Genomic DNA, 24,330 nt, shown 5'->3' on the forward strand with positions numbered 1-24,330 from the left:
CGAACGTTCGAGTCAGTACAGGACCTCGCCCATCGGTGAGCTGTCGCCGACGATGTAGGCGCGGATCGACGCCAGATACGCGTCGCGGGCCACCCGGCCGTCGCCATCCGCGTCCAGGGCTTCGAACGCGGCGGCGGCGTTGTCGGGCGGGTTGTTCAGTGCCGTGCGCAGGGTCGTGAACTCCGCTTTGTCCAAGGCGCCGTCGCCATCCGCGTCGGCGAGGTCGAAGAGGGCGCCGAGGGCGAAGCGGCAGACGTTGTCGAACTTGTCGGCGCCCACCCACGCGTTGTACTCGTCGAAGGTCAGCTTCCCGTCGCCGTCGGCGTCCATCTCACTCCACGCCTTGACGCCTTCCGCGCGGGCCGTGACGACGAGGGGGTCGTCCTCCGTGCGGCCGGTGGCCGCCACCGTACGGTCGATCCGGGAGAGGTAGTCGTGCCTTGTGACGACCTGGTCCCCGTCGGCGTCCATCATCGCGAACACGCGCACGCGTGCGGTCGTCGCGGCGTCGGCGGTCGTACGGCTCACTCGGGTCTCCTGCTGCTCGGGGTCCTGCTCGTGGTCGACGAGGAATCGTCCGGCGCTTCCTACCCGGCCGGTTCGGGGAGTCAAGCGGACGTCCGGGAGCAGAAGCGTGCGCCGCGGCGCCTGGGGCGGGCGTGCGCCGGTGGTGTGCTGCGAGGCGCCTGTAGCCGCTCGTCCTCCGGGCCAGTTGAGGCACCAGCGGCACAAAAGACGTGCGCGGTCTTCAAGGAGGGCATGTGTTCAGCAGGCGCGGTACGGCGGTCACGCTGGGAACTCTGGCGCTCGTGGTCTCGTCGCTGGTGGCGGCCCCGGCCAGTCAGGCAAGTACCGGCGGGCACGAGTCCGTCAGCTGCACAGGCAACGCGAGCAGCCGCTACGACCCGCCGCTCACCCTCCAGCCCCGTAAGACCCACAACCACGCGGACGTGGCCTACACCTGCACGACCGCCCCCGGCCACACCGTCGCGGCCACCGGCTCCTTCCACGCCGAAGCACCCGCGGCCTCCTGCCTGTCCCTGGCCGGCGCGCGCGGCACCGAAACCGTCCACTACGCCGACGGCAGCCGGTCCCTGATCGTCATCGAGGGCGCCACCACCGCGCGCGTCGCGGGCGTCCTGGTCGTCCTGCAGTCGGGCCGGGTCCTGGAGGGGCGCGGCAAGGGCCACGTCGTACGGCGGACCGTGACCTCTCTCCCCAGGCAACTGCCCACGGACTGCCTCATCTCCGGCCTGCGGGGCACCGACAGCGCGGTTCGGCTGGAGATCCTGCCGTAGCGCCGTAGCGCCGTAGCGCCGAGGCACGGCCTCGCCCTCGAAAGGGCCAATGCCCGAACAGCCGTACCAGGGCACCCTACGGTCTCACGCTGTCACCGAGATCCAGGGAAGGAAGCCACCATGGCAACCGTCAAGCGTGCGGCGACGACCATCGACGTCCTGAGGCTGCTGGCCCTTTTGAACCCGCGGTTGTGGCCGCTCGTCGAGTCGCGCCCGCCGTATGTGCCTCCCCATCCCGTTGTCCCTCCCCATCCCGTCGCCGGCGAGGTGGCGCTCAACCCGCAGCCGCTGCCGCCCGAGCAGCAGGACGGCCTGTGGCACGCCGTCCGGGACATGTCCGTCTCGGTGGCGGAGGCGACGATCGCCGCCAGCCTGGCGGGGCGCAAGCCCGCCGAGGTGCTCAGGGAGGTCGGGGACGACATCTGCCCGGACCCGCCGAAGATGCCCTGGCCGAGGAGGTGGCCCGTGCCCGTGCAGTTGCAACGGGAGCTCCGCGTCGACGCGAAGCGGGTCTCCCCCGCCGTCCAGGCCACGGCCGCCCTGGTCTTCCAGTCCTACGCCCGGCAGACCACGGACAAGGCCCTGAGCACGGCCTTCACCGAGCTGGCCGACCGGTTGCTGGACAGGGCGCTGAAGACCGCGAACGGTTCGGCCTGAGGGCGGTTCCGGAACCCCCTGAAGCCGCCGCTACTTCGCGTACAGCCCCTCCACCTGCGCCGCGAAGTCCCGCAGGACCGCCTCCCGCCGCAGCTTCATCGACGGGGTCAGATGGCCGGCCATCTCCGTGAAGTCGGTCGGCAGGACGGCGAAGCGGCGGATGGACTCGGGCCGGGAGACGAGCTTGTTGGCCTCGTCCACCGCGCGCTGCAGGATCGCCCGCAAATCGTCGTCGTTGACCAGGAGTTCGGCTGGGACCGCGTGTTTGCCGTTCATCCGGCGCCAGTGGGTGACGCCGTCCATGTCGAGGGTGATCAGCGCCGAGACGTACGGCCGCCGGTCGCCCAGCACCATGCACTGCGAGATCAGCGGGTGCGAGCGGAGCCAGTTCTCCAGGGGCGCCGGGGCCACGCTCTTGCCGCCCGCCGTGATCAGCATTTCCTTCTTGCGGCCGGTGATCGTCAGATAGCCCTCGTCGTCGAGCTCGCCGATGTCACCGGTCGCGAGCCAGCCGTCGGCCGCCGCGGGGACCACACCGCCCGCCGCCGGGTCCCAGTAGCCGCGCAGCACCTGCTCGCCGGCGACCAGGATCTCGCCGTCCGCCGCGATACGGACCCGGGTGCCGGGCAGCGGCCAGCCGACCGTGCCCAGACGGGGCTTCAGCGGCGGTGTCACCGTCGCCGCGCCCGTCGTCTCGGTGAGGCCGTAGCCCTCGTAGATCTCGATGCCCGATCCGGCGAAGAACGCGGCCAGGCGGCGGCCGAGTGGTGAGCCGCCGCAGATCGCGTACTTCACGCGGCCGCCCATGGCGTTGCGGATACGGCGGTAGACGAGCGGGTCGTAGAAGGCGCGGGCCGTCTTGAGGGCTGTGCTCGGGCCCGACCCGGTCCCCGCCGCCCGTGCCTCCATCGCCTCGCCGTAGCGCTCGGCCACCGACGCCGCGCGGTCGAAGGACGACACCCGGCCGCCCGCCTCGGCCTTGGCGCGGGCGGAGTTGAAGACCTTCTCCAGCATGTAGGGGATCGTGAGCAGACAGGTGGGGCGGAAGGCCGCCAGGTCGGGGAGGAGGTCCTCCGCCTTCAGGCTCGGCGCGTGCCCCAGGCGGACCCGGGCCCGGACGCACGCCACCGCCACCATGCGACCGAAGACGTGCGACATGGGCAGGAAGAGCAGCACCGACGCCTCTTCGCTCGTCCTCGCCTTGAAGATCGGGTAGAGCAGCTCGATCGCGTTGTCCACCTCGGCGAAGAAATTGCCGTGCGTCAGCGCGCAGCCCTTGGGGCGGCCCGTGGTGCCCGAGGTGTAGATGAGCGTCGCCAGCGTGTCCGGCACCAGCATGCCGCGCCGTACGGCCACCTCACCGTCCGGCTGCTGGGCGCCCAGCTCGGCGAGCCGCTCCACATGGCCCTTCTCCATCACCCACATGTGGCGCAGGTCGGGCACCCGGTCCAGTTCGGGGCCGAGGGCGGCCGCCTGGGCGGCGGTCTCCGTGACCAGGGCGACCGCGCCGGAGTCCTGGAGGATCCAGCGGGTCTGGAAGACGGAGGAGGTGGGGTAGACGGGGACCGTCACGAGACCGGCCGCCCAGGCCGCGAAGTCCAGGAGCGTCCACTCGTAACGCGTGCGCGCCATGACCGCGATCCGGTCGCCCGGGGCGAACCCCTCGGCGATCAGGCCCTTCGCCACCGTCTGCACCTGCTCGGCGAACTGTGCCGCCGTGACGTCGGTCCACGTCCCGTTCTCGCCCTTGCGGCTGAGGATCACCGCGTCCGGAGCGGCGCTCGCGTTGTCGAAGGGCAGGTCCGCGAGCGAGCCATGGGTCACCAGGGGCGCGAACGGCGGCACGTACGCCTCCCGTACCTCTCCGTCCAACCGTCGCGTCTCGGGCTGGACCAGGTTCGGTCCGGGAGCGTCGTCGAAGGCGGCCGAGGGGGCGAAGGAGGGAAGCGGGGTGGACACGGGCGGCTCCTGCGGCGGGCGTGCAGCGAAGAAACTGCTTGCTGCATGACGTACGTGCCTCGCGCACCGTGGCGTTCACCTGCGGAGGCCTGCGGAAAGGGTTACCGCTGGTTAGGCAGGTGATCGTACGGCTCCCGCGTGTGGGGGTTGTGCGGGTTCGGCGAGGGTCCGGGGCCGGGTATGTGCAACGTCGGGGGGTATGTGAGGGGCACTCAGCTTCGTCTCGCCCTTTCCTTACCCGCCTCCTGCCCCACGCCCCTGAGCCGCCGTCAGTCTCGCTCCAGCACCGCCGTCACCCCTTGTCCGCCCGCCGCGCAGACGGAGATCAGCCCGCGGCCCGAATCGCTCTTCTGCGCCAGCGACTTGGCCAGCGTCGCCACGATCCGCGCACCGGTCGCCGCGAAGGGGTGGCCGGTGGCCAGGGAGGACCCGTTCACGTTCAGACGGGCCCGGTCCACGGGGGCGAGCCCCCGCTTCTCCCATGCCGCCAGCGTGGCCAGCACCTGGGACGCGAAGGCCTCGTGGATCTCGACGAAATCGAAGTCGGTGAGGGCGAGTTCGACGCGTTCCAGCATGCGGGGGACGGCGTACGCGGGGGCCATCAGCAGCCCGTCCTCGCCGTCCGCGACATCGCCTCGCACGAAGTCCACGGCCGCCGTCTCGTACGCGGTGAGGTACGCCATGGGCTCCAGTCCCCGCGCCGCGGCCCACTCCTCGCTCGCCAGCAGCACGACCGCCGCCCCGTCCGTGAGCGGCGTCGAATTGCCCGCCGTCATGGTCGGATCGGGCCGGTCGAGGCCGAACACCGGCTTGAGGGCGGCGAGTTTCTCCGGCGTCGAGCCGGGTCGCATGTTCTGATCACGGGTCAGGCCCCGGAAGGGCACGACCAGGTCCTCGAAGAAGCCGCGTTCGTACGCCGCCGCCAGCCGCTGGTGACTCGTCGCCGCCAGCTCGTCCTGCGCCTCCCGGGAGACACCCCAGGCTCGGGCCGTGACGGCGGCGTGCTCACCCATGGAGAGCCCCGTGCGGGGCTCGGCGTTGCGAGGGATGTCGGGGACCAGCTGGGCGGGTCGTAGGCGCGTCAGGGCCTTGACCCGATCGCCGAGCGACTTGGCCCGCCTGGCCTCCAGCAGGATCCGGCGCAGCTGGTCGTTGACGCCGAGGGGCGCGTCGCTGGCCGTGTCCGCGCCGCCCGCGACGGCCGACTCGAGCTGCCCGAGCGCGATCTTGTTGGCGGCGGCGATGACGGCCTGGAGGCCGGTGCCGCAGGCCTGCTGGATGTCGTACGCGGGTGTGCGCGCGTCCAGCTTCGAGCCGAGGACGGTCTCGCGGGCGAGATTGAAGTCCCGGCTGTGCTTCAGTACGGCTCCGGCGACGAACTCGCCGACCGCGCCGGAGCCGGCGAGGTCATAGCGCTCGACCAGGCCGTCGACGACGGTCGTGAGCATGTCCTGGTTGGACGCGGTGGCGTACGGGCCGTCGGAGCGGGCGAACGGGATGCGGGTGCCGCCGATGATCGCGACGCGCCGTACCGCAGGGGCCAACAGGGAGCTCATCTCCACCCACTCCTCACGTCACCATGGGCTTACCTCCGGTAACCTTACTCCGGAGTCAGTTCCGGAGCGCACTGGAGTCCCACATGGCCGACCGCTATCTGAGCTTCACCGGCACCACACCCGGCCGCTTCCTCACCCGCCGTCTCGGGTTGCCCCAACCCGCGCCGCTGAAACGCTGGTCGGCGGAGCGGCCGGCGCTGCGGGGCGACCGGCTGCTGCTGACGGCCGGCAAGTCGGAACTGGACCTGGCCGCTCTGGGCCTCGACCTGACAGCGCTGGGGTTCGACCTGACAGCCTCCTCCGCGCAGGCAGCCTCATCCGAGCAGCCCGCCGCCGTCGTCCTGGACGCCACCGGAGTCCGGGACGTCGAGACGCTCGCCGAGGTGCACGCGGCGCTCCACCCCGTCGTACGGTCGGTCGCCGAGAGCGGTCGGATCGTCGTCCTCGGCACGCCTCTCGACCCCGCGGACCACCACCAGGCCGCCGCCCAGCAGGCACTGGAGGGCTTCAGCCGCTCGCTCGGCAAGGAGATCGGGCGGGGCAGGACCGTGAACCTCGTACGGCTGACGGACGCACCCGCCGCCGAGTCGACCCTCCGTTTCCTCCTCTCTCCCAAGTCGGCCTACGTCAGCGGGCAGGTCATCGAGGTCGGCGCCCACGACGGCATCACGGAGCCCGCCGACCCCGACCGCCCCCTCACCGGCCGCACCGCCCTCGTCACCGGCGCCGCGCGCGGCATCGGGGAGGCCGTCGCCGAGACGCTGGCCAGGGACGGCGCGCGGGTCGTCGTCCTCGACGTTCCGCAGGCCGAACAGGACGCGCGGCGCGTGGCCGAACGGCTCGACGGCACCGCCCTCGCGCTCGACATCACCGCCCCCGACGCGGGCGAGCGCATCGCGGCCGCGCTGCCCGACGGGCTGGACGTGCTGGTCCACAACGCCGGGATCACCCGTGACCGGCGCCTGGCCAACATGCCTGCCGAGCGCTGGAGTTCGGTGCTGGACGTCAACCTCGCGAGCGTGCTGCGCACGACGGACGCGCTCCTGGCGAGCCGGACGCTGCGGCGGGGCGGCCGGATCGTGGCGACGGCGTCGATCGCGGGGCTGGCGGGCAACGCCGGACAGACCAACTACGCCGCGAGCAAGGCCGGTGTCGTCGGCCTGGTCCGCTCCCTCGCGCCGCGCGCGCTCGCCGAGCACGGGGTGACGGTCAACGCGGTCGCGCCGGGCTTCATCGAGACGAGGATGACCGCCGCGGTTCCCCTGTTCATCCGGGAGGCGGGGCGCCGGATGAACTCCCTCGCGCAGGGCGGACTGCCGGTCGACGTGGCCGAGACGATCGCGTGGCTGGCGGATCCTGGGTCCGGTGCCGTCAACGGCCAGGTCGTACGCGTATGCGGCCAGAGCCTGCTGGGGGCCTGATGTCCCTCGTCCTCACCAGTGCTCCTTCCCTTCCGCCCCTGCTCGCCCGGGGCGCCCTGCTGTCACCCTTCAAACGACCGGCGGCGGACGCGGAGTTCCCACGCACCCGGCTCGTCCTGCCCGGTGTTCGCGTCGACCTCGCGCGACTGGCGGCGTACGAGCGGGTGTGCGGCTTCGCCACGGGCGACGACGCGCTGCCGATCACCTATCCGCATGTCCTCGGCTTCCCGCTGGCCATGCGGCTGATGAGCGCACGGGAGTTCCCGCTGCCGCTGCTCGGGCTCGTGCACACGTCGATCGAGATCACCCGGCACACGGCGATGACGGCGACGGGTGAGTACGAACTCACCGTCCACATCGACGGGTTGGTGCCGCATCGCCGGGGGACGGAGGCCGTGGTGGTCACCGAGGTGCGGGCGGAGGAGGGCGTCGTCTGGGAGTCGAGGAGCAGGTATCTCGCCCGGCACCGTACGAACGCGGTGGGCGGGCGCACGTCCGAGGAGCCCGAGCCGCTCCCCCGGGTCGCCGAATGGCGCATCGCCGGGGACGTCGGGCGGCGCTACGGTGCCGCCTCCGGCGACCGCAACCCCATCCATCTCCACCCCCTCACCGCCCGGCTGTTCGGCTTCCCCCGCGCCATCGCCCACGGCATGTGGACGGTGGCCCGCTGCCTCGCCGCGTACGGCACACCGGAGAAGGTGCTGGTACGGGCGGAGTTCCGGGCGCCCGTGCTGCTGCCGGGGACGGTGACCTACGCCGCGGAGGGCGGGCGGTTCGAACTGCGGGGCGGCGAGGAGCGCGTCCACCTGGCCGGGGAGGTCTATCCACTCACCTCGTGAGTGCTGCCCGACGGAGTCCAGGGCCGGCCGCCCATGAGGTTGCCCAGGCCCGACCAGGCGAAGTTCATCAGGGTGGCCGCCGCCTCCGTCTCCGTCACGCCCGGCGTGGCGTTGGCCCAGTCGGCGAGCGACTCGGCGGCACCGACCAGGGCCTCGGCGAGACCGGCGACCTCCCGCTCGGGGAGGTCGGGGTCTCGGTGTGCCTCACGGGCGGCGGCGAGGATCAGCTGCGTCACGAACGCGACGATCTCCGCGCGCATCGCGGCGACCTCGGAGGCGAACGGTTCGCCGTGGGTGCGGGCCTGGAGGTGCAGGACGGACCAGCCGTCCGGGTTCTGGGCCGTGTGTGTGAAGAACGCCCGCAACCCCTCCCAGAGTTGGCGGTCGGCGGCCAGCTCGGGGTGGACGCCCGCGCGCACGGCCGCGGTGAGGGCGGCCGCCTCACGCCGGATGCAGGCGGTGAAGAGGTCTTCCTTCGAGTTCAGATACAGGTACACCAACGGCTTGGACACGCCCGCGAGTTCGGCTATCTCGTCCATCGACGCGGCCATGTACCCCCGCTGGCCGAAGGTCCGCACGGCGGCGTCCAGCATCTGCTGCTCACGGACCGCACGCGGCATCCGCTTGGTCTTCACGGCACCCATGCCGATTAGCGTACGGGCCGGGAGGGCGATCCCACCCGGCCCGCCGCGAACAGCTGTCCTGCCCGGGTGTCCTACTCCTCGCCGCTCACGTCATCCGCGAGTCGCGCCAGCCGGTCGATCCGGTCCATACGGTCCGCCCACGGCTGTCCTTCACCGGCTCCCGACGGCAGGGCCGTCAGCCGGGGCAGCAGCTGCGCGGTGAGGAGGGTGGACAGGGCCGAGGTGTCGGCGCCCGTGCCGTCGGTCCGTACGACCACCGGCTGCGGAGCCTTCCCGGCCAGCTTCGCGCCCACCTCCAGGCGGCGCCGGGCCAGTTCGTACTGCAGGACCGCCCGGTTGTCGCGGTAGGCCTTGGCGAGGGCACGCTGGGCGCGCGCCTCGTTCTCGGCGGCGATCAGGCCGCTGCGGCCCCGCGTCTCGATCTCGAACCGCACGCGCTGGGCGTTGGTCTCCTGCTGCTCCAGGAGCTGGGCGACCTCCTCGCGGGCCCGGTTCAGCGCGGCCCTGACCTCGACGATCCGGGCGTCCCGCACCTTCTTGGCCCGCTCGATGTCCATGCCCAGCTGGTCGATCCGGCGCTTGCGGATCAGCCCCCACTCCTGCTCGTAGGCCGTGCGCTCCTTGGCGACCCGCTCCCGGGTGGCCAGGTGCTGCTGGTACTGCGCCGGCAGCTGGACGTCCGGGATGTTGCAGCCGGTGATGCGCACGCCGTAGCCGGACAGCTGGCGGTTGAGCAGCTCCTGCATGTCGGCCACGTCCGAGCCGCGCAGGTCGTACGCCCGCTCGGTGCGCATCTTCCGCGCCCGCTGCCGGATCGCGTCCTGTACGGCGCTGGAGAGCACGAGGTCGAAGTTGCCCGCGCCGATGGTGCGGACGAACAGCACCGCGTCGGTGATGCGGAACTTCAGGAAGAACTCGATGGAACGGAGAGGGACGTTCTCCTGCGTGGGGCAGGCCATCACCGGTGCCGAGTACGGGATCTCGGTGGCCGTGTCGACGACGAAGTCGACCCGGGACCACGGGTGCCACAGGTAGTGGCGGCCGGCGTCGAGGGTGCGGACGACGGCGCCGTAGCGGGTCTGCACGCCGTTGGTGCCCTGCTCGATCTCGACGATCGAGGAGCGCCACCACCACAGCACGCCGACCAGCACCAGGACGGCGCCACCGGCGTAGGAGACGGCGGCGAGGGTGCCGTAGGCCAGTTCCCCGGCGGTCGAGTCCGCCTCGCCGAGGGACAGCATGACGCCCATGAACAGGGCGTAGACGCCGAGCCACAGCGGCAGCATCCACCACAGGCGGCGCCGGTGGCGGGGGATGATGACCGGGATCAGGGTGTCGGCCTCGCCGCCGCGCAGGAGCCGCGCGATGTCGCTCCAGGGGGCGACCGTCTCGGAGATGACCGACCGGCGGTGGGAACGGGCGCTGCTCACTGGGCGGCCTCCTCGGAGACGTCGGAGAGGTCGGAGGCATCGGAACGGTCGGAACGGTCGGAGCTGCCGGAGCTGCCGGAGCTGCCGGAGTTTCCGGAGCTCTCGGTCGATGAGGGCTGGTCGGGCACCCGCGGCACCGTCGGCCGCTCGGCGGCCAGCAGCGCGCCGATCTCCGTCTCGCGCGCGGCGATCCGCTCGGACACCTCGGCGAGACGCGATCGTACGGCGGCCATGTCCTCGTCCGTGAACAGCTCCGTGCCGCGCTCGCCGACCAGTTCGCGGGCCAGCTCCAGGAAGTCGATCCCGGCTACGCCGCCCCCGTCCGTCGTACCGCCGATGCGCACGAGCCGCGGCAGGTGGTCGGCGACCTGCTCCAGCGTGTCCAGCACCTGCTGCTGGTAGCGGTACTCCAGGATCTCCGGCGCCTCGGCGGCGGTCACCGCGCGGATGTCCAGGGCCTGGGCTTCGAGCAGGGCCGCGTTGGCCTTCGCCTCCGACTCGGCCTGGACGTACCGCTGCCGGGCGAGGGCCTCGGCGCGGTTGGTCTCGCGCTCGACGGCCGTGTCCATCTGCGCCTGGTACTGGGCGATGTCGGCCTGGATCGCGGAGAGGGTCTCCAGGCTGGAGGCGAGTTCGCGGGTGAGGTCGCCCTCGTCCTGCTCCTTGCGGAGCTGGAGCGCGTACTCGTGTGTGTACGCCTCCTTGGCCACCCGCACCATCTCGGGCGCCGCCAGGTCCATGCGGTAGCGCTGGTCGGAGGGCTCGGCGTGGGTGATGTTGGCGTTGGTCAGCTCGACGGCCGGGCGGAACTGCTGGTTGAGCTGCTCCAGCAGGCGACCCGTGTCCTCGCCGACCATGTCGTAGATGCCGGCGGCCTCCTGCTCGTAGATGAGGCTGCGGATGGTCTCACTGACCGCGTTGCTCAGCTTCTCCTCGAAGCCGCGCACCGCGCCGAGCGTGTAGACGAACTCGGTCGGGTCGCTGATCCGGAACTGGATGAACAGGTCGATCGACGCCTTCACGCCGCCCCTGGTCGGGGCCTCGCGCACCGGCGCGTTGAACGGGTACTCGATCGTGGTGTTGACGATGTACGACACCCGCTTCCACGGGCTCAGCAGCACGACCCGGCCCGGGCCGACGACCTTCTCCAGCTTGCCGAACTTGGTGATCATGGCCTGGCAGCCGTCCGGCACCATGACCATGCCCTGCCGCCACCACACGAAGCCGACGGCGACGACCGAGATGACCCAGTAGTGCACGCCGAACAACGGGTTCGTCAGGACGTCGGCACCGGCCGCCCCCACGATTCCCGCACCCACCGCGCCCAGTACGAGCAGCGTCAGCACCGGCAGCATGGAGACGAACGAGCGGCCCTTGGGGATCACCATCGGGCAGATGGCGTGGACCACCTCGCCGCCCTCGCGCACCTGCTCGCTGCGGCCGAGCGCCTCACCGGCCTCGTCCAGCGGCACGGTCTTCTGCCGCATCACGGTGGCGGTGGACCCGCCCTGTTCCCGGGCGGCCGGGAAGTCGGCCGGGTCGATGCCCCAGCCCTGTGCGTCGTACTCCTCGCCGCCGGCTCCCGCCGTCCCCCGTCCGCCGATCTGCCGCCGCAGTTCCTCCTGCGCGGCAGTCCGCGGGTCGGTGCCGGAGGCTACGGCCTCGGCAACGCGTCGTGCGCCCTGTTTCGCGCGCGCTCGTGCCACGGTTCCCCCTTGTGTTCCGATGCCCGTTGGATGCGGGTCCTACTGGTGATACACCGGTCGGCCCGATGTGGTTCCAGCCATCCCACATCATGATCCGGACAAGGGTAAGGGGGGTGCCCCGGACAGTTACCCCTCGGTAGCGCAGGCGGGACCCGGAAGAGCCGGGACCAGGAAGAGCCGGGGCCTGGAAGAACCGATCCGGGAGAGCCGGTCTCCGGAAGCGCAGATACGGCCGACCCCGGAGGCGTCCGCGAGGCCTACGAGCTCCGGGAAGCCTGCTCCTGCGCCCGAGCCGCCTCGTCGACCGCGTCGTCCTCCTGGCTGCGGTTGGCCTCCAGGTTGGCCTTCACCCGGTCGACCTTCTGGGCGATCCGGATGGAGGCGCGGTCGCGCTCCTTGCCCAGCACGACGAAGCTGATCGGGGCCGAGATCACCAGGGCGAGCAGGATGATCCACATGCCGTTGGAGACGCCGAGGCCGCGCGGGGCGAGGCCGGAGTAGACGAGGCCCCAGACGACCACGAGGCAGCCCACGAAGATCCCGAGGCGCATCAGTGTGTAGCGGAGCATCTCAATCCACTCTTCCGATTCCAAAAAGGGCCACCGTCCAGTGAAGCACGCCGCCCACCCGATCTTGCAGGGGGGTCGCCACGCGGTTCAGCCCAGCGGCAGCAGCATGATCACGTCGTCCCGGTCGTCGCCCGGCGCGACCCGGATGGCGGCCGGGATCCGGCCCACCTCCTTGTAGCCGCAGGAGCCGTAGAAGCGCTCCAGACCCAGGCCACCGCGGCAGGTGAGGCGGATCGCGTCGATGCCGTCGAAGCCGCGGGCGGCCCGCTCGGCGGCCGCCAGCAGGTCACGGCCGTAGCCCTTGCCCTGGTGGCGGGGGTGCACCATCACCGTGTACAGCCAGATCCAGTGGGCCATCAGCCGGTGCGAGTTGAAGGTGAGGAACGCGGTGGCGGCGACCCGCCCCTCCTCGTCGTGCCCGACGAGCAGCCTCTTGCTCCCGTCGGCCATCGCGGCGAAGTGCATCACCAGCTCCGGCCGGATCTCCTCCCGCGTCACCGGCGGCACGAAGCCCACGGCTCCGCCCGCGTTGGAGACGTCTGTCCACAGATCGAGGATGCCGTCGCGGAGTGCGGGGGTGACGGCGGGATCGAGAGTGAAAGTAAGGGACACTATGCCATCGTAGCCATTACGACAGTGCTCGCGCCGCCACCTTCAGATCCGCGACCAGCCCTTCGTACGCCGCCTTGCGGTCGGCGTCGTCCTGTGCCCGCAGCACGGACGCCGGATGCACCGTCGCCACCAGCTTCTCCGGCCGACCGTGGATCTCCCGCTCCAGCAGCGCCCCGCGCACCTCCCCGACCCGGAACGACGAGCCCAGCAGCGCCTTGCCCGCGCTCGCGCCCAGGAGCACGATCAGCTCGGGCTCGACGACGGCCAGCTCGGCGGCCAGCCAGGGCGCGCACGCGGTCATCTCGCGCAGGGTCGGCGCCTTGTGGATGCGGCGCTTGGGGGCTTCCGTCGGCGTGAACTTGAAGTGCTTCACGGCGTTGGTGACATACGCGTCGCCGGGGTCGATGCCGGCCTCCGCGAGGGCGCGGTCGAGCAGGCGCCCCGCCGGGCCCACGAACGGTTTGCCCTGGCGGTCCTCCTGATCGCCGGGCTGTTCGCCGACGAGCATCACGCGGGCGTTCTTGTCTCCGGCGCCGAATACGGTTTGGGTGGCGTTCCGGTGCAGGGGGCAGCCTCGGCACTCGGCGGCGGCGCGGCGCAACGCAGGAAGGCCGCCGCGGTCCGGAACGAAGGGTGCAGCGGTGTAGGCGTCCTCGGGTGCCTTCGTGGTGACCATGTCCGACGGGTACCCCCGGTTGCCGGGAGTGTCCCAACCCGGGGGCAGCTATGACGCCACGTCCTCAGCCCGATTGATCGCCTCCGTGAACGAGGAGAAATCTCCGGGGGCGGACGGGAACGACGCCAGGAGGGAATCTGCTTCCACGCACACGATCGACTTTCCGAAGGGTCGGCTCCTCATCGAATACGTCGCATCAGCGATGGGCACTCCCACTGCCGGTCAAGCCGCGCAGGCTGCCTTCGCGCGAGCCAGGGTGGCAGTTGCCTCGCGAACGGCAGCGATGAGCGCGTGTTTCTCCTGGTCGACTTGCGATATCTTCCCGCCCGCCGAACTGTATGCCCTCTCATATTCAACCCAGGATTCATAGGCGATTCGCACCGCCTCCGAGCCGGCCTGGCATCCATAGCTCGATACGAGCCTTGGCGGAAACGAACTCTGCGACAACGTCGATGACGTCGTTGCCGATCATGTTGCTACCCATCATCTGAACAGCAAGGTTGATCGCCGCTGAAGCCGTCGGGCCTCGCAATTGCTCCGGTGCCTCCCAGTTCGGCGGCCGACCCTTGAGTGACTCCCAACCATCAGACGCCACAACCAGAGCCTCCTGTGTGGGTGAGCAGAATTGAGTAGCCACCCGGCGATCCAGGTCGTGAAAGTCGTGGAACATTGAAACCGGGCAGCTGGGATTTTGCCCGGTTGGAGCTGACCAGTGGGGACTACAACGGGGACGGGCGCGTCGATGGCGGACGGTGGTTTCGAGGCACCGCTGAGCAGCTGGCGGAGCGGTGAGGGCAAGTGGCACGCCGCCAACTCCGGGTCACCGTTGTCGGGTGACACGGGCAGCGACGGCCGAGCGGACGTAGTGATCATGTACAACTACGCGAACGGCTCCCACAGGGCGCACACGTTCACCAGCCGTGAGGACGGCGGTTCCGACGGTCCACAGGGTTCCTGGCACGCCGAGCCCGGCACCTGGTAGGCCCTGGGCTGCCGACGGCGACGGCCGTCGGCAGCCGCCGCGGGCCGTCACACGCGCATCGGCTGCGGCGACTCCCGACGCAGCGGGTCGGGACCGTCGTACTCCCGGATGATCTCGTACCGGGTGTTCCGCTCCACCGGCCGGAACCCCGCGTCCCTGATCAGGTCCAGCAGGTCCTCGCGCGTCAGCTTGTTCGGCGTGCCGAAGTTGTCCGCGTCGTGGGTGATCTTGTACTCGACGACCGAGCCGTCCATGTCGTCGGCGCCGTGCTGCAGCGCCAACTGCGCGGTCTGGACGCCGTGCATGACCCAGAAGACCTTGACGTGCGGGACGTTGTCGAACAGCAGCCGGGAGACCGCGAAGGTCTTCAGGGCCTCGGCGCCGGTCGCCATCTGGGTGCGGGCCTGGAGGCGGTTGCGTACCTTGCCGTCCTTCATGTCGACGAAGTCGTGCTGGTAGCGCAGCGGGATGAAGACCTGGAAGCCGTTCGTCTCGTCCTGGAGCTCACGCAGGCGCAGGACGTGGTCCACCCTGTGCCGCGGCTCCTCGATGTGGCCGTACAGCATGGTGCACGGGGTCTTGAGGCCCTTCTCGTGCGCCAGGCGGTGGATGCGGGACCAGTCCTCCCAGTGGGTCCGGTGATCCACGATGTGCTGACGGACCTCCCAGTCGAAGATCTCGGCGCCACCGCCGGTGAGCGACTCCAGGCCGGCGTCGATGAGCTCGTCGAGGATCTCACTCGCGCTCAGCCCGCTGATCGTCTCGAAGTGGTGGATCTCCGTCGCCGTGAAGGCCTTCAGCGAGACGTTCGGGAGGGCCGCCTTGAGCTCCCGCAGCGAGCGCGGGTAGTAGCGCCACGGGAGGTTCGGGTGCAGGCCGTTGACGATGTGCAGCTCGGTGAGGTTCTCGCTCTCCATCGACTTGGCGAGCTTGACCGCCTCCTCGATGCGCATCGTGTACGCGTCCTTCTCGCCCGGCTTGCGCTGGAACGAGCAGTAGGCGCAGGAGGCCGTGCACACGTTCGTCATGTTGAGGTGACGGTTGACGTTGAAGTGGACGACGTCGCCGTTCTTGCGCGTGCGCACCTCGTGCGCGAGGCCGCCGAGCCACGCCAGGTCGTCCGACTCGTACAGCGCGATGCCGTCCTCACGGGTCAGCCGTTCACCGGCCATGACCTTCTGCTCCAGCTCGCGCTTGAGCCCGACGTCCATGCCTCAACCCTTTCTACGACAACCCCGACCAACCTACTCCCCCGCCCTCCGGGCGAGAGGTGGCCCCCATACGCCACTCCGCTACGGCCCCCCGCTACCGCCCTCCGCGCCTACGCTTCCGCCGGCAGCTCGCCCACCCGGTTCTCCCACTTCGTGGAGAGCACGATCGTCGTACGGGTCCGCGATACGCCCTTGGTTCCGCTGAGCCGCCGGATGATCTTCTCCAGCCCGTCCACGTCGGCCGCCCGCACCTTGAGCATGTAGGAGTCGTCGCCGGCGATGAACCAGCAGTCCTCGATCTCCGGCAGGTCCTTCAGCCGGTTCGCCACGTCCTCGTGGTCGGTCGCGTCGGAGAGCGAGATGCCGATCAGCGCGGTGACGCCGAGGCCGAGCGAGGCGGCGTCGACGGTGGCGCGGTAGCCGGTGATGACGCCGGCCGCCTCCAGCCGGTTGATGCGGTCGGTGACGCTGGGTCCCGACAGGCCGACGAGGCGCCCCAGCTCCGCGTAGGAGGCCCGGCCGTTCTCCCTCAGGGCCTGGATGAGCTGCCTGTCCACCGCGTCCATGCGATTCGAAGCCTTCCGCTGAAGAGTTCCAGAAGTGATGAGAGGTACTGCCACTTTGCGCCGTACTGCCACTTGCGCGTACTGCCACTTGCGCGACTTGCCGTGCCGCCGGCCGCTACCGGACCGGTGGTGTGCCGCCGCCCAGTTCGCCCTTCCAGCGCCGGTACAGGTCATGCTCGACGCCCGCCGCGTCCAGCACCCGTCCGGCGACGAAGTCGACGAGATCCTGGATGTGGGTCGCGCCCGCGTAGAAGCCCGGCGAGGCCGGTACGACACTCGCCCCGGCATCGTCCAGCGCGACGAGATGCCGCAGCGTCTGGCCGTTGAGCGGGGTCTCCCGTACGGCCACGACCAGCGTGCGACGCTCCTTGAGGGTGACGCTCGCCGCCCGCTGCAGCAGATCCTTGGACAGCCCGAGCGCGACGCCCGCGACGCAGGCCGTCGAGGCGGGCACGATCAGCATGCCCTTGGTGGGGTACGACCCGGAGGACGGCCCGGCCGCGAGGTCCCCCGCGCTCCAGTGCCGTACGCCGGTGATGTCGACCTCGAAGGTCCCGGGCTTGCCGTCGGCCCCGCGGGAGAGCCATTCCCGCAGGTCGTCCTGCCAGTGCGCGTCCCGGAAGGCTAGGCCCGTCTCGTCGAGCAGCGTGAGCCGCGAGGCCCGGCTGACGACCAGGTCGACGCCCTCCCCGGCGGCGAGGAGCGCGCGCAGCACCGCGGCGGCGTATGGGGTGCCGGAAGCGCCGGACACCCCTACGATCCAAGGCGTACGCGGCGTCTCTCCTGGCTTGACTGGGTTCACGCCTCCGAGCCTATCCGGCGTGGCGGGGTGGGAACCGACGAAGGGGGCCGGGCGTTCCCAGGGGGGACGAGTTGGGCGGGGGTTGCCATGCCGGGTACGTCGGGCACATGGGGTACGCGCGGTTCGGGCGCGTGGGGTGCGAAGCGCGAGTGGTCGCGGGGTGAGCGCGCGCTGGCTGCGGGCAAGCTGATGCTGGGCTGGGTGGCCCTGCTGTGGCTGCTGGAAGTGGCCGACGTGATCAGCGGGCACGCGCTGGACGGCTTCGGCGTCGTGCCCCGCGACCCCGCCGAGCTGGTGGACGTCGTCCCGGCCGCCTTCATGCACTTCGGCTTCGCACATGTCGCCTCGAACAGCGTGCCCCTGCTGGTCCTGGGGTTCCTGGCGGCACTGGGCGGCATACGCCGGTTCGCCGCGGTGTGTGCTCTGATCATCGTCGCCGACGGCCTCGGCGTCTGGCTGATATCCCCGTCCGGCACCAACACCGCGGGCGCCTCGGGCCTGATCTTCGGTCTGTTCGGCTTCCTGGTCGTCACCGGCTTCGTGGAACGCCGCCCGCTCGGCGTCCTGGTCGGTCTGCTGGTGGCCGCGGTCTGGGGCGGCTCGATACTGGCAGGCCTCGCCCCGACCCAGTCCGGCGTGAGCTGGCAGGGGCATCTGGTGGGGCTGGTGGCGGGGGTAGGGGCGGCGTTTGTGCTGCGGCGCCGGGCGAACGGGCTCCCGCTCAGGGCTGGGAGCGCGCCTTAGGGTCGACGGGGAGGCCGGCGGTGGGGACGGTCAGCTTGCCGAGCGGGGAGTCGACGATGAGGTCAGGGCCGTAGGGGATGGTGTCGCGGCCTCGGTAACCGTCGGGGCCGGGGTTCCACATCGTGACGCAGTGCCCCTTCAGCGGGTCGAAGATCAGGTAATTGGCGATGCCTCGGGAGGCGTACCAGCGGGGTTTGAGCTCGTAGTCGCGACGGACACTTTCCGGGGACACCACTTCGGCCACGAACTCGATGAGATCGGCGGGGTAGGAGCTGCGGTTCTCGTCCTCCGCCTCGGCCGGGATGACCGCGATGTCCGGGCAGAACTCATTGGCGTCGTCAAAGGGGAAGGCGACATCGCTCACCAGCTCCCAGACCGGCGCAAGCTGCGCTTCCAGACCGTTGGACACCTTCCGGATCGTCCTCCCGTGGAACGGCCTGACCGGGTTCATCACAATGCTGCCCTCGACAATCTCCGTCAGATAGCCGGGGAACATGCCCTCCAGCTTGCTGAGCTGCGAGTGCAGGCGGTCGATGCCCGAGACGGTCACGCTGGCCTCCCTGGGGTCCTGCCCTCGATGGTAGGCCGCACCGCACTTACACGGTCAGACCTCGAACCAAGAGATCAAGCAGCGCACACACGAACAGGGCAATCCCGATGAACCCGTTGACGCTGAAGAACGCCCTGTTCACGCGCGACAGATCATGCGGCCGCACGATCGAGTGCTCGTAGAGGAACGCGGCGCCGACGATCAGCAGGCCCAGCCAGAAGAACGCGCCCGCGTCCGTGGCGAGGGCGTACCAGACGAACAGGGCCGTTGTGACGGTGTGGCAGGCCCGGGCGGACCAGATCGCCGCCGGGATGCCGAAGCGGGCCGGGACCGACATGACGCCGATCTCTCGGTCGGTCTCGACGTCCTGGCAGGCGTAGATGAGGTCGAAGCCGCCGATCCAGATGCCCACCGCCAGGCCGAGGATCACCGCGTCCCAGGACCAGGAGCCGGTGATCGCCAGCCAGCCGCCGACCGGACCCATCGCCTGGGCCAGCCCCAGGATGGCCTGGGGGAAGTTCGTGAACCGTTTGCCGTACGGATACACCACCATCGGGATCACCGCGATGGGGGCGAGAGCCAGACACAGGGGGTTCAGCAGGGCCGCCGCGCCCAGGAAGATCACCAGCGCGATGAGGGCGCCGGTCCAGGCGTGGCGGACCGACATCGCGCCCGTCACCAGTTCGCGCTGGGCCGTGCGCGGGTTCCGCGCGTCGATCTCGCGGTCGATGATCCGGTTGACCGCCATCGCGAAGGTGCGCAGGCCCACCATGCAGATCGTCACCAGGAGCAGCCGGCCCCAGTGGATGTTCCGGTCCAGCTGGAACATGGCGGTGAGCGCGGCGATGTACGCGAAGGGCAGCGCGAACACCGAGTGCTCGATCATGACGAGGCGGAGGAACGCCTTCGTACGTCCTGGCTGCGGAATCGCGGCGGAGGCGCTGCTCACAGGCCGTACTCCTTCCAGCGGCGGTCGACCTTCGCCGCCGTCTCCGGGTCGGACTCCACCATGTCGGGCCAGCCGCCGTCGCGGGTGTAGCCCTCCTCGGGCCACTTCTTCGTCGCGTCGATCCCCGCCTTGCCACCCCAGAACTGCTGGTAGGAGGCGTGGTCGAGATGGTCGACGGGGCCTTCGACGACCGTGAGGTCACGGGCGTAGTCCGTGTTGCCGAGGGCCCGCCAGGCGACCTCGTGCAGGTCGTGGACGTCGCAGTCGGAGTCGACGACCACGATCAGCTTGGTCAGGGACATCATGTGCGCGCCCCAGATCGCGTGCATCGTCTTCTGGGCGTGCTTGGGGTACTTCTTGTCGATCGAGACGATCGCGCAGTTGTGGAAGCCGCCCGCCTCCGGCAGGTGGTAGTCCACGATGTCCGGGACGATGATCTTCAGCAGGGGCAGGAAGAAGCGTTCCGTCGCACGGCCCAGGGGGCCGTCCTCCGTCGGAGGCCGGCCCACGACGATCGACTGGAGCAGCGGTCGGCGCCGCATGGTCACGCAGTCGATCGTGAGCGCGGGGAACGGTTCCTGCGGGGTGTAGAAGCCGGTGTGGTCGCCGAAGGGGCCCTCCGGCAGCATCTCGCCGGGCTCCAGCCACCCCTCCAGCACGACCTCCGCCTGCGCCGGGACCTGGAGCGGGACGGTCTTGCAGTCGACCATCTCGATGCGCTTGCCGGCGACGAAGCCCGCGAACAGGTACTCGTCGATGTCACCGGGGAGCGGCGCGGTGGAGGCGTACGTCACGGCGGGCGGGCACCCGAAGGCGATGGCGACCGGCAGCCGCTCTCCCCTTCTCGCCGCCACCTGGTAGTGGTTGCGGCTGTCCTTGTGGATCTGCCAGTGCATGCCGATGGTGCGCTTGTCGTGGCGCTGGAGGCGGTAAAGGCCGAGATTGCGTACGCCGCTCTCCGGGTCCTTGGTGTGCGTCAAGCCCAGGTTGAAGAAGGAGCCGCCGTCCTTGGGCCAGGTGAACAGGGCCGGGAGGCGGTCCAGGTCGACCTCGTCGCCGTGCAGCACGACCTCCTGTACCGGCGCGTTGTCGGACTTCACCTTCTTCGGCGGCACGTGCGTCATGGCACCGAGCTTCCCGAAGGCCTCACGGACCCCGACGAACCCGTGCGGCAGCTCGGGCTTGAGCAGCCCGCCGATCTTGTCCGAGATGTCGGCGTACGACTTCAGGCCGAGGGCCTTGAGCAGTCGCCGGTCGGTCCCGAAGACGTTCATCGCGAGGGGCATCGACGACCCCTTCACGTTCTCGAAGAGGAGCGCGGGACCGCCGGACTTCTGCACACGGTCGACGATCTCCCCGACCTCCAGATACGGATCGACCTCAGCCTTGACGCGCTTGAGGTCGCCTTCGCGCTCCAGCGCCCTGAGCAGGGAACGAAGATCGTCGTAAGCCATGGGGTCAAGTATCCCCGAGCGGTTACCCTGGCCCTGAACCCGGGGGCCGTGCCCCCGGCCCCGACGACCGTTTCACTGGAGAGGGCCCATGCTCCGGGTGCTGATGTTCCTCGTGCCACTGGCGCTGAGCGTGTACGCGTTCATCGACTGCATCAGCACGAAGGAAGAGGACATCCGCCACATGCCCAAGCCGCTGTGGGCGATCCTCGTGCTGGTGTTCCCGCTGGTCGGCTCGATCTCCTGGCTGATCGCGGGCAAGAAGCGCAGCCCGGCCGCCGAGGGCTGGTCCGGCGTGCGGGACCAGCGTCGGCGGCAGCGCTGGGTCGCCCCCGACGACAATCCCGAGTTCCTGAAGTCGCTGGACGAGGACGACGACAAGAAGAAGCGCGACGAGCCCTGAGCCGCGCTGCCGCGCTCCTGTCGCCACGCTCGGTCACAACTCGCCGAGAATGAGCGGCGGATGATACATCCCGCCCGGTCGGCGACAGAGCCCTGGGCGTTTACCCAAGGAAGTTGCACAACTTTTTTCAGCCTACCCGAGGGTAACAATCACCTTCATTCTCAAGAGAGTTGCTCGAACACACCCCTCACATGCAAGGCGTGAGCGTCAGGGAGCACAGGAATGTCGACTCATCTATTCGAACACGCCGTACGCTCCCGCACGTTGACGCCGCACGTCCGTTGATGACGCGGAGTTGACCCACATGAGTGATAGGGGTTCCGCGCCCGACACCCGGTAGTCTCCTCCTAGCTCCTCGCTGTACCGGTGCCCGTGGGCGCCGTACGGGTTCACAAGGCCCGGTACCCAACAGAGAGGAGCGAGGTCCGTGGCTAGCCCTGACCAGCCGAGCGACCGGGACGACGCCGTCCCCCCTGACCCGCAGGATCCGGGCCCACCGGCACCGGACACCACGGGCCGGGACAGCGCCGATCCGCCGCACGGCACTCCAGAGGCGGACCGCGGTAACGCGCCGCGCAGTCGGGCACGCGTGGCCGGCGAGTGCCTGTACTGGCTCGTCCGGCTGATGCTCGACCTGTACGACAACGGCGGATGAGGTTGGGACCTCATCCGCCGTCAGTTACCGAATAGTCGGCACGTGGGCCCGCGGTCAGGTTCCCGCCTTGGCGCGGGCCCACAGTCGATCTTCGGTAAGTCGTCGCGGAGCACAGCGCTCCGGGGACAGTCCCACTGTAGAGATCCCCCCAGAAAGCCACCCCGTTGCGCGCCCATCCTGGTGCCCGCAGCCGTGCCACGGAAACCCAAAACAGTTCTGAACGGTACCACGCCATACCACTTGAGCTGCAGAAAGCCGCCAGAACACCCTTCAGGATGAATCCGCACGCCCAATAATGGACGTGAACGGTACCGGACGGCTAGCACAGCTAGTTTGACTGGGTAACGAGAGAGGGAGCGGACGCCGGTGGCTCGTGGCATGACGGACTTCGACGGCGAGGCCCTGCGCACCGCGCGGCTGACCCGCCCGGTGGACGGCGAACTCCTCAGCGCGGAGGCGGTCGCCAGGCGCCTGGGCACGTCCAAGAGCCGCATCCTCGCCTACGAGAACAACACCTCCAAGCCGGACCCGAAACGCATCGCGCAGCTCAGCGACCTGTTCAGCATCCCCGCACGCAGACTGCGCACGAAGCGCGCCCTGGCCGACCTCCACGGCCTGCGCTGCCAGAGCGGACTGACCCTGGCCGAGGCCGCCGCGAAAGTCGGTATCAGCCGCAGCAGTTACGCCAACCTCGAGCGGCACGCCCTGCTGCCGGTGCGGGACGACGGAACCGTACGCATGAACCTGGCCCGCGTCTTCGGCGTGACGCCCGCCGTCATCGACCGAGCGCTGCTGAAGCACCCCGCGGCGGTCGCCCGCCAGACCGAACTGGCCGAACAGCTCCGCATCGTCTTCCAGCGGGCCCACCAGGAGCACGCCCCCGCCGTCATCGACGTCGACGACCCCCTGCTGAAGCACATCGCCAAGCTCCTGCAGCGGTCCCCGAAGGTCGCCTGCCGCATCGTCAACGCCGAACTCGACGCCTACCGGGAGCTGTTGCGCGACCATGCGCGCATGAAGGTCGACGAGGCGTTCGCGCAGTCGGCCGACGACGCGGCCGGCGCCCGCAACCGCCGGGTCCGTCTCGAAGCCCTGATCGAGCTGGCCGAACCCACCGCCGCGAAGAACGTGAGCCGGTTTCTGTCGGAGGCGATGAACGTCCGTCAGTGGCGGCTCATGGTCGCCCTCACCAACGCCGGCCTCGACGGCATCGCGCTGTCCAGCATCTCCCGCTACGCGTCCGCCCCGGACCTCGCCGTCCTCCAGATCCGCCAGTACGCCACCGTCCTGCAACGCGGCGACCAGGCCTATGCCACCCCCACCGAGAACGGCCTCAGCACGGTCCGTACCAACTACGCCCGCTACGGCAGGCTGTATCCACGGGTGCCGGCCCCCAATCTGAGCCGCTACTGGGACCAGCGCCGGCGCCCGATCGTGGTGCGCCGGGCGATACGACCGGCGCAGGACACGATCTGATCGCCGGGCCGGCCCCGAGCAGCCGTCCGGCCCAGGCAGCCGTCAGCCCGCACTCCTCGTCACCTCGCCCGGCACCCCCTCCGCCACCAGCCTCCCTCCCCCCCCCCGGACGCGCCCTCCGGCCCGAGGTCGATCAGCCAGTCCGAGGCGTGCGCGACGTCGAGGTTGTGCTCGATGGTCACCACCGAATGCCCGGAGTCGACGAGGCGTTGGAGTACGGCGAGGAGGCGGGCGGTGTCGGCGGAGTGGAGGCCGGTGGTGGGCTCGTCCAGGAGGTAGAGGGTGCCGCCGGCCGCCTGGCGGTCCAGTTCCCTGGCCAGTTTCAGGCGTTGGGCCTCGCCCCCGGAGAGCGTCGTGGCCGGCTGGCCCAGCGGGAGGCAGCCGAGGCCGACGTCGGACAGACGGCGCAGGCGGGCGGTGATCGCCGGGACGTCGGCGAACATGGCCAGGGCCTCGTCCACCGTCGCCTGAAGCACCTCGGCGATGTCGTGCCCGTCATGGCGCACCGACAGCACCTCCGGCTTGAAGCGCCGGCCGCGGCAGCCCGCGCACTTCACCTCCACCGGCGGCAGGAACTGCATGTGGACGGAGAGCACGCCGGCGCCCTCGCAGCGTTCGCAGCGGCCGCCGGGCACGTTGAAGGAGAAGGCGCCGGGGGTCAGCCGCCCGCCGGAACGGGCCGCGAACGTCTCCCTGATCGGGGTGAACACGTCCGAGTAGGTCGCCGCGTTCGAGCGGGGCAGCCGGCTGATCGGTTCCTGGTCGATGGTCACCGCCTTGCCCAGGTGCTCCCAGCCGTCGATCCCGTCGTGCTCGCCGGGCCGGTCCCCCGCGCCGTGGAAGTGCCGGCGGGCCGCCCTGCCGAGGATCTCCAGCAGCAGGGTGGACCGTCGCCGCGTTCGAGCGGGCCAGCCGGCTGATCGGTTCCTGGTCGATGGTCACCACCTTGCCCAGGTGCTCCCAGCCGTCGATCCCGTCGTGCTCGCCGGGCCGGTCCCCCGCGCCGTGGAAGTGCCGGCGGGTCGCCCTGCCGAGGATCTCCAGCAGCAGGGTGGACCGTCGCCGCGTTCGAGCGGGCCAGCCGGCTGATCGGTTCCTGGTCGATGGTCACCGCCTTGCCCAGGTGCTCCCAGCCGTCGATCCCGTCGTGCTCGCCGGGCCGGTCCCCCGCGCC

At 70.3% G+C, this 24,330-nt stretch carries 25 protein-coding genes; 9 read left to right on the forward strand and 16 right to left on the reverse strand.

Features of this window, described 5'->3' with window-relative positions; genetic code table 11:
* Positions 1 to 12: 12 nt before the first annotated feature.
* Entirely contained in the window at positions 13 to 612 is a 600-nt protein-coding gene (locus ACIBAG_RS40115) for an EF-hand domain-containing protein (protein ID WP_399112367.1), read from the reverse strand.
* A gap of 149 nt (positions 613 to 761) precedes the next feature.
* On the opposite strand from ACIBAG_RS40115, the gene ACIBAG_RS40120 reads away from it, so the two are divergent.
* Both ACIBAG_RS40120 and ACIBAG_RS40125 read left to right on the forward strand, forming a co-directional pair.
* On the forward strand, positions 762 to 1,298 hold the full coding sequence (locus tag ACIBAG_RS40120; protein WP_399112368.1) for a hypothetical protein: 537 nt from the start codon (positions 762 to 764) through the stop codon (positions 1,296 to 1,298).
* 120 nt (positions 1,299 to 1,418) lie between these two features.
* On the forward strand, positions 1,419 to 1,955 hold the full coding sequence (locus tag ACIBAG_RS40125) for a hypothetical protein (RefSeq protein ID WP_399112370.1): 537 nt from the start codon (positions 1,419 to 1,421) through the stop codon (positions 1,953 to 1,955).
* Positions 1,956 to 1,985: 30 nt separating this feature from the next.
* Here the strand turns inward: ACIBAG_RS40125 and ACIBAG_RS40130 are convergent, their stop codons facing one another.
* On the reverse strand, positions 1,986 to 3,914 hold the full coding sequence (locus tag ACIBAG_RS40130; protein WP_399112372.1) for an AMP-dependent synthetase/ligase: 1,929 nt from the start codon (positions 3,912 to 3,914) through the stop codon (positions 1,986 to 1,988).
* Between the two features lie 269 nt (positions 3,915 to 4,183).
* Positions 4,184 to 5,470 (reverse strand): acetyl-CoA C-acetyltransferase, encoded by a 1,287-nt coding sequence (locus ACIBAG_RS40135; protein ID WP_399112374.1) that lies wholly within the window; start codon positions 5,468 to 5,470, stop codon positions 4,184 to 4,186.
* Between the two features lie 83 nt (positions 5,471 to 5,553).
* Between ACIBAG_RS40135 and ACIBAG_RS40140 the strand changes: the two genes are divergently transcribed.
* Positions 5,554 to 6,891, forward strand: coding sequence for a 3-oxoacyl-ACP reductase (locus ACIBAG_RS40140; protein WP_399112375.1), 1,338 nt, complete (start codon positions 5,554 to 5,556; stop codon positions 6,889 to 6,891).
* The gene (locus tag ACIBAG_RS40145) at positions 6,891 to 7,730 is read left to right on the forward strand and encodes a MaoC family dehydratase (RefSeq protein ID WP_399112377.1); all 840 of its coding nucleotides are present in this window, start codon (positions 6,891 to 6,893) and stop codon (positions 7,728 to 7,730) included. The genes ACIBAG_RS40140 and ACIBAG_RS40145 overlap by 1 nt, the downstream gene beginning before the upstream one ends.
* Here the strand turns inward: ACIBAG_RS40145 and ACIBAG_RS40150 are convergent.
* The 6 genes from ACIBAG_RS40150 to ACIBAG_RS40175 all read right to left on the reverse strand — a co-directional run bounded on the left by ACIBAG_RS40150 (position 7,712) and on the right by ACIBAG_RS40175 (position 13,367).
* Positions 7,712 to 8,374 carry a TetR/AcrR family transcriptional regulator gene (locus ACIBAG_RS40150; protein ID WP_399112379.1) on the reverse strand — a complete coding sequence of 221 codons (663 nt, stop codon included), beginning with the start codon at positions 8,372 to 8,374 and terminating at the stop codon, positions 7,712 to 7,714. The two genes, ACIBAG_RS40145 and ACIBAG_RS40150, sit on opposite strands and share 19 nt — an antisense overlap.
* A 71-nt stretch (positions 8,375 to 8,445) precedes the next feature.
* Positions 8,446 to 9,804 carry an SPFH domain-containing protein gene (locus tag ACIBAG_RS40155; protein ID WP_399112380.1) on the reverse strand — a complete coding sequence of 453 codons (1,359 nt, stop codon included), beginning with the start codon at positions 9,802 to 9,804 and terminating at the stop codon, positions 8,446 to 8,448.
* Positions 9,801 to 11,510 (reverse strand): SPFH domain-containing protein, encoded by a 1,710-nt coding sequence (locus ACIBAG_RS40160; RefSeq protein ID WP_399112382.1) that lies wholly within the window; start codon positions 11,508 to 11,510, stop codon positions 9,801 to 9,803. The genes ACIBAG_RS40155 and ACIBAG_RS40160 overlap by 4 nt, the downstream gene beginning before the upstream one ends.
* 257 nt (positions 11,511 to 11,767) lie before the next feature.
* Positions 11,768 to 12,079, reverse strand: a complete 312-nt coding sequence (locus ACIBAG_RS40165) for a DUF4229 domain-containing protein (protein ID WP_399112383.1) — start codon at positions 12,077 to 12,079, stop codon at positions 11,768 to 11,770.
* Between the two features lie 87 nt (positions 12,080 to 12,166).
* Complete coding sequence (locus tag ACIBAG_RS40170; RefSeq protein WP_399112385.1) at positions 12,167 to 12,691, reverse strand: GNAT family N-acetyltransferase; 525 nt, start codon at positions 12,689 to 12,691, stop codon at positions 12,167 to 12,169.
* Positions 12,692 to 12,707: 16 nt separating this feature from the next.
* Positions 12,708 to 13,367: a UdgX family uracil-DNA binding protein gene (locus tag ACIBAG_RS40175; RefSeq protein WP_399112387.1), complete on the reverse strand. Its 660-nt coding sequence runs from the start codon at positions 13,365 to 13,367 to the stop codon at positions 12,708 to 12,710.
* 712 nt (positions 13,368 to 14,079) lie between these two features.
* On the opposite strand from ACIBAG_RS40175, the gene ACIBAG_RS40180 reads away from it, so the two are divergent.
* The gene (locus tag ACIBAG_RS40180; RefSeq protein ID WP_399112389.1) at positions 14,080 to 14,349 is read left to right on the forward strand and encodes a hypothetical protein; all 270 of its coding nucleotides are present in this window, start codon (positions 14,080 to 14,082) and stop codon (positions 14,347 to 14,349) included.
* Between the two features lie 47 nt (positions 14,350 to 14,396).
* On the opposite strand, the gene mqnE is transcribed toward ACIBAG_RS40180, so the two are convergent.
* From mqnE to ACIBAG_RS40195, 3 genes are all read right to left on the reverse strand, one after another.
* Positions 14,397 to 15,560: an aminofutalosine synthase MqnE gene (gene mqnE, locus ACIBAG_RS40185; RefSeq protein WP_399112390.1), complete on the reverse strand. Its 1,164-nt coding sequence runs from the start codon at positions 15,558 to 15,560 to the stop codon at positions 14,397 to 14,399.
* A 110-nt stretch (positions 15,561 to 15,670) separates the two neighbouring features.
* On the reverse strand, positions 15,671 to 16,126 hold the full coding sequence (locus tag ACIBAG_RS40190; RefSeq protein ID WP_399112392.1) for an Lrp/AsnC family transcriptional regulator: 456 nt from the start codon (positions 16,124 to 16,126) through the stop codon (positions 15,671 to 15,673).
* Positions 16,127 to 16,241: 115 nt separating this feature from the next.
* A complete protein-coding gene (locus ACIBAG_RS40195) occupies positions 16,242 to 16,928 on the reverse strand; it encodes a UbiX family flavin prenyltransferase (RefSeq protein ID WP_399112394.1) in 687 nt (228 codons plus the stop codon).
* 87 nt (positions 16,929 to 17,015) lie between these two features.
* Here ACIBAG_RS40195 and ACIBAG_RS40200 point away from each other — a divergent pair, with 87 nt between their 5' ends.
* The gene (locus tag ACIBAG_RS40200; RefSeq protein WP_399112396.1) at positions 17,016 to 17,672 is read left to right on the forward strand and encodes a rhomboid family intramembrane serine protease; all 657 of its coding nucleotides are present in this window, start codon (positions 17,016 to 17,018) and stop codon (positions 17,670 to 17,672) included.
* Here the strand turns inward: ACIBAG_RS40200 and ACIBAG_RS40205 are convergent.
* The 3 genes from ACIBAG_RS40205 to ACIBAG_RS40215 are packed head-to-tail and all read right to left on the reverse strand — an operon-like array spanning position 17,650 to position 20,625.
* Positions 17,650 to 18,222, reverse strand: a complete 573-nt coding sequence (locus tag ACIBAG_RS40205) for a Uma2 family endonuclease (protein WP_399112398.1) — start codon at positions 18,220 to 18,222, stop codon at positions 17,650 to 17,652. The genes ACIBAG_RS40200 and ACIBAG_RS40205 overlap by 23 nt on opposite strands.
* Positions 18,223 to 18,268: 46 nt before the next feature.
* The gene (gene mqnP / locus ACIBAG_RS40210; protein ID WP_399112400.1) at positions 18,269 to 19,171 is read right to left on the reverse strand and encodes a menaquinone biosynthesis prenyltransferase MqnP; all 903 of its coding nucleotides are present in this window, start codon (positions 19,169 to 19,171) and stop codon (positions 18,269 to 18,271) included.
* Positions 19,168 to 20,625 carry a menaquinone biosynthesis decarboxylase gene (locus tag ACIBAG_RS40215; protein ID WP_399112402.1) on the reverse strand — a complete coding sequence of 486 codons (1,458 nt, stop codon included), beginning with the start codon at positions 20,623 to 20,625 and terminating at the stop codon, positions 19,168 to 19,170. The genes mqnP and ACIBAG_RS40215 overlap by 4 nt, the downstream gene beginning before the upstream one ends.
* Positions 20,626 to 20,713: 88 nt before the next feature.
* Here ACIBAG_RS40215 and ACIBAG_RS40220 point away from each other — a divergent pair, with 88 nt between their 5' ends.
* The 3 genes from ACIBAG_RS40220 (at position 20,714) to ACIBAG_RS40230 (ending at position 23,156) form a co-directional block, all read left to right on the forward strand.
* Positions 20,714 to 21,025: a PLD nuclease N-terminal domain-containing protein gene (locus ACIBAG_RS40220; protein ID WP_399112403.1), complete on the forward strand. Its 312-nt coding sequence runs from the start codon at positions 20,714 to 20,716 to the stop codon at positions 21,023 to 21,025.
* Between the two features lie 427 nt (positions 21,026 to 21,452).
* Positions 21,453 to 21,680 carry a hypothetical protein gene (locus ACIBAG_RS40225; RefSeq protein WP_399112405.1) on the forward strand — a complete coding sequence of 76 codons (228 nt, stop codon included), beginning with the start codon at positions 21,453 to 21,455 and terminating at the stop codon, positions 21,678 to 21,680.
* A 378-nt stretch (positions 21,681 to 22,058) separates the two neighbouring features.
* Positions 22,059 to 23,156 (forward strand): helix-turn-helix transcriptional regulator, encoded by a 1,098-nt coding sequence (locus ACIBAG_RS40230; protein WP_399112407.1) that lies wholly within the window; start codon positions 22,059 to 22,061, stop codon positions 23,154 to 23,156.
* Between the two features lie 59 nt (positions 23,157 to 23,215).
* On the opposite strand, the gene ACIBAG_RS40235 is transcribed toward ACIBAG_RS40230, so the two are convergent.
* Positions 23,216 to 23,929, reverse strand: a complete 714-nt coding sequence (locus tag ACIBAG_RS40235; protein ID WP_399112408.1) for a hypothetical protein — start codon at positions 23,927 to 23,929, stop codon at positions 23,216 to 23,218.
* Positions 23,930 to 24,330: the final 401 nt, after the last annotated feature.

The sequence above is a fragment of the Streptomyces sp. NPDC051243 genome (genome assembly GCF_044455405.1).
GTDB lineage: Bacteria > Actinomycetota > Actinomycetes > Streptomycetales > Streptomycetaceae > Streptomyces.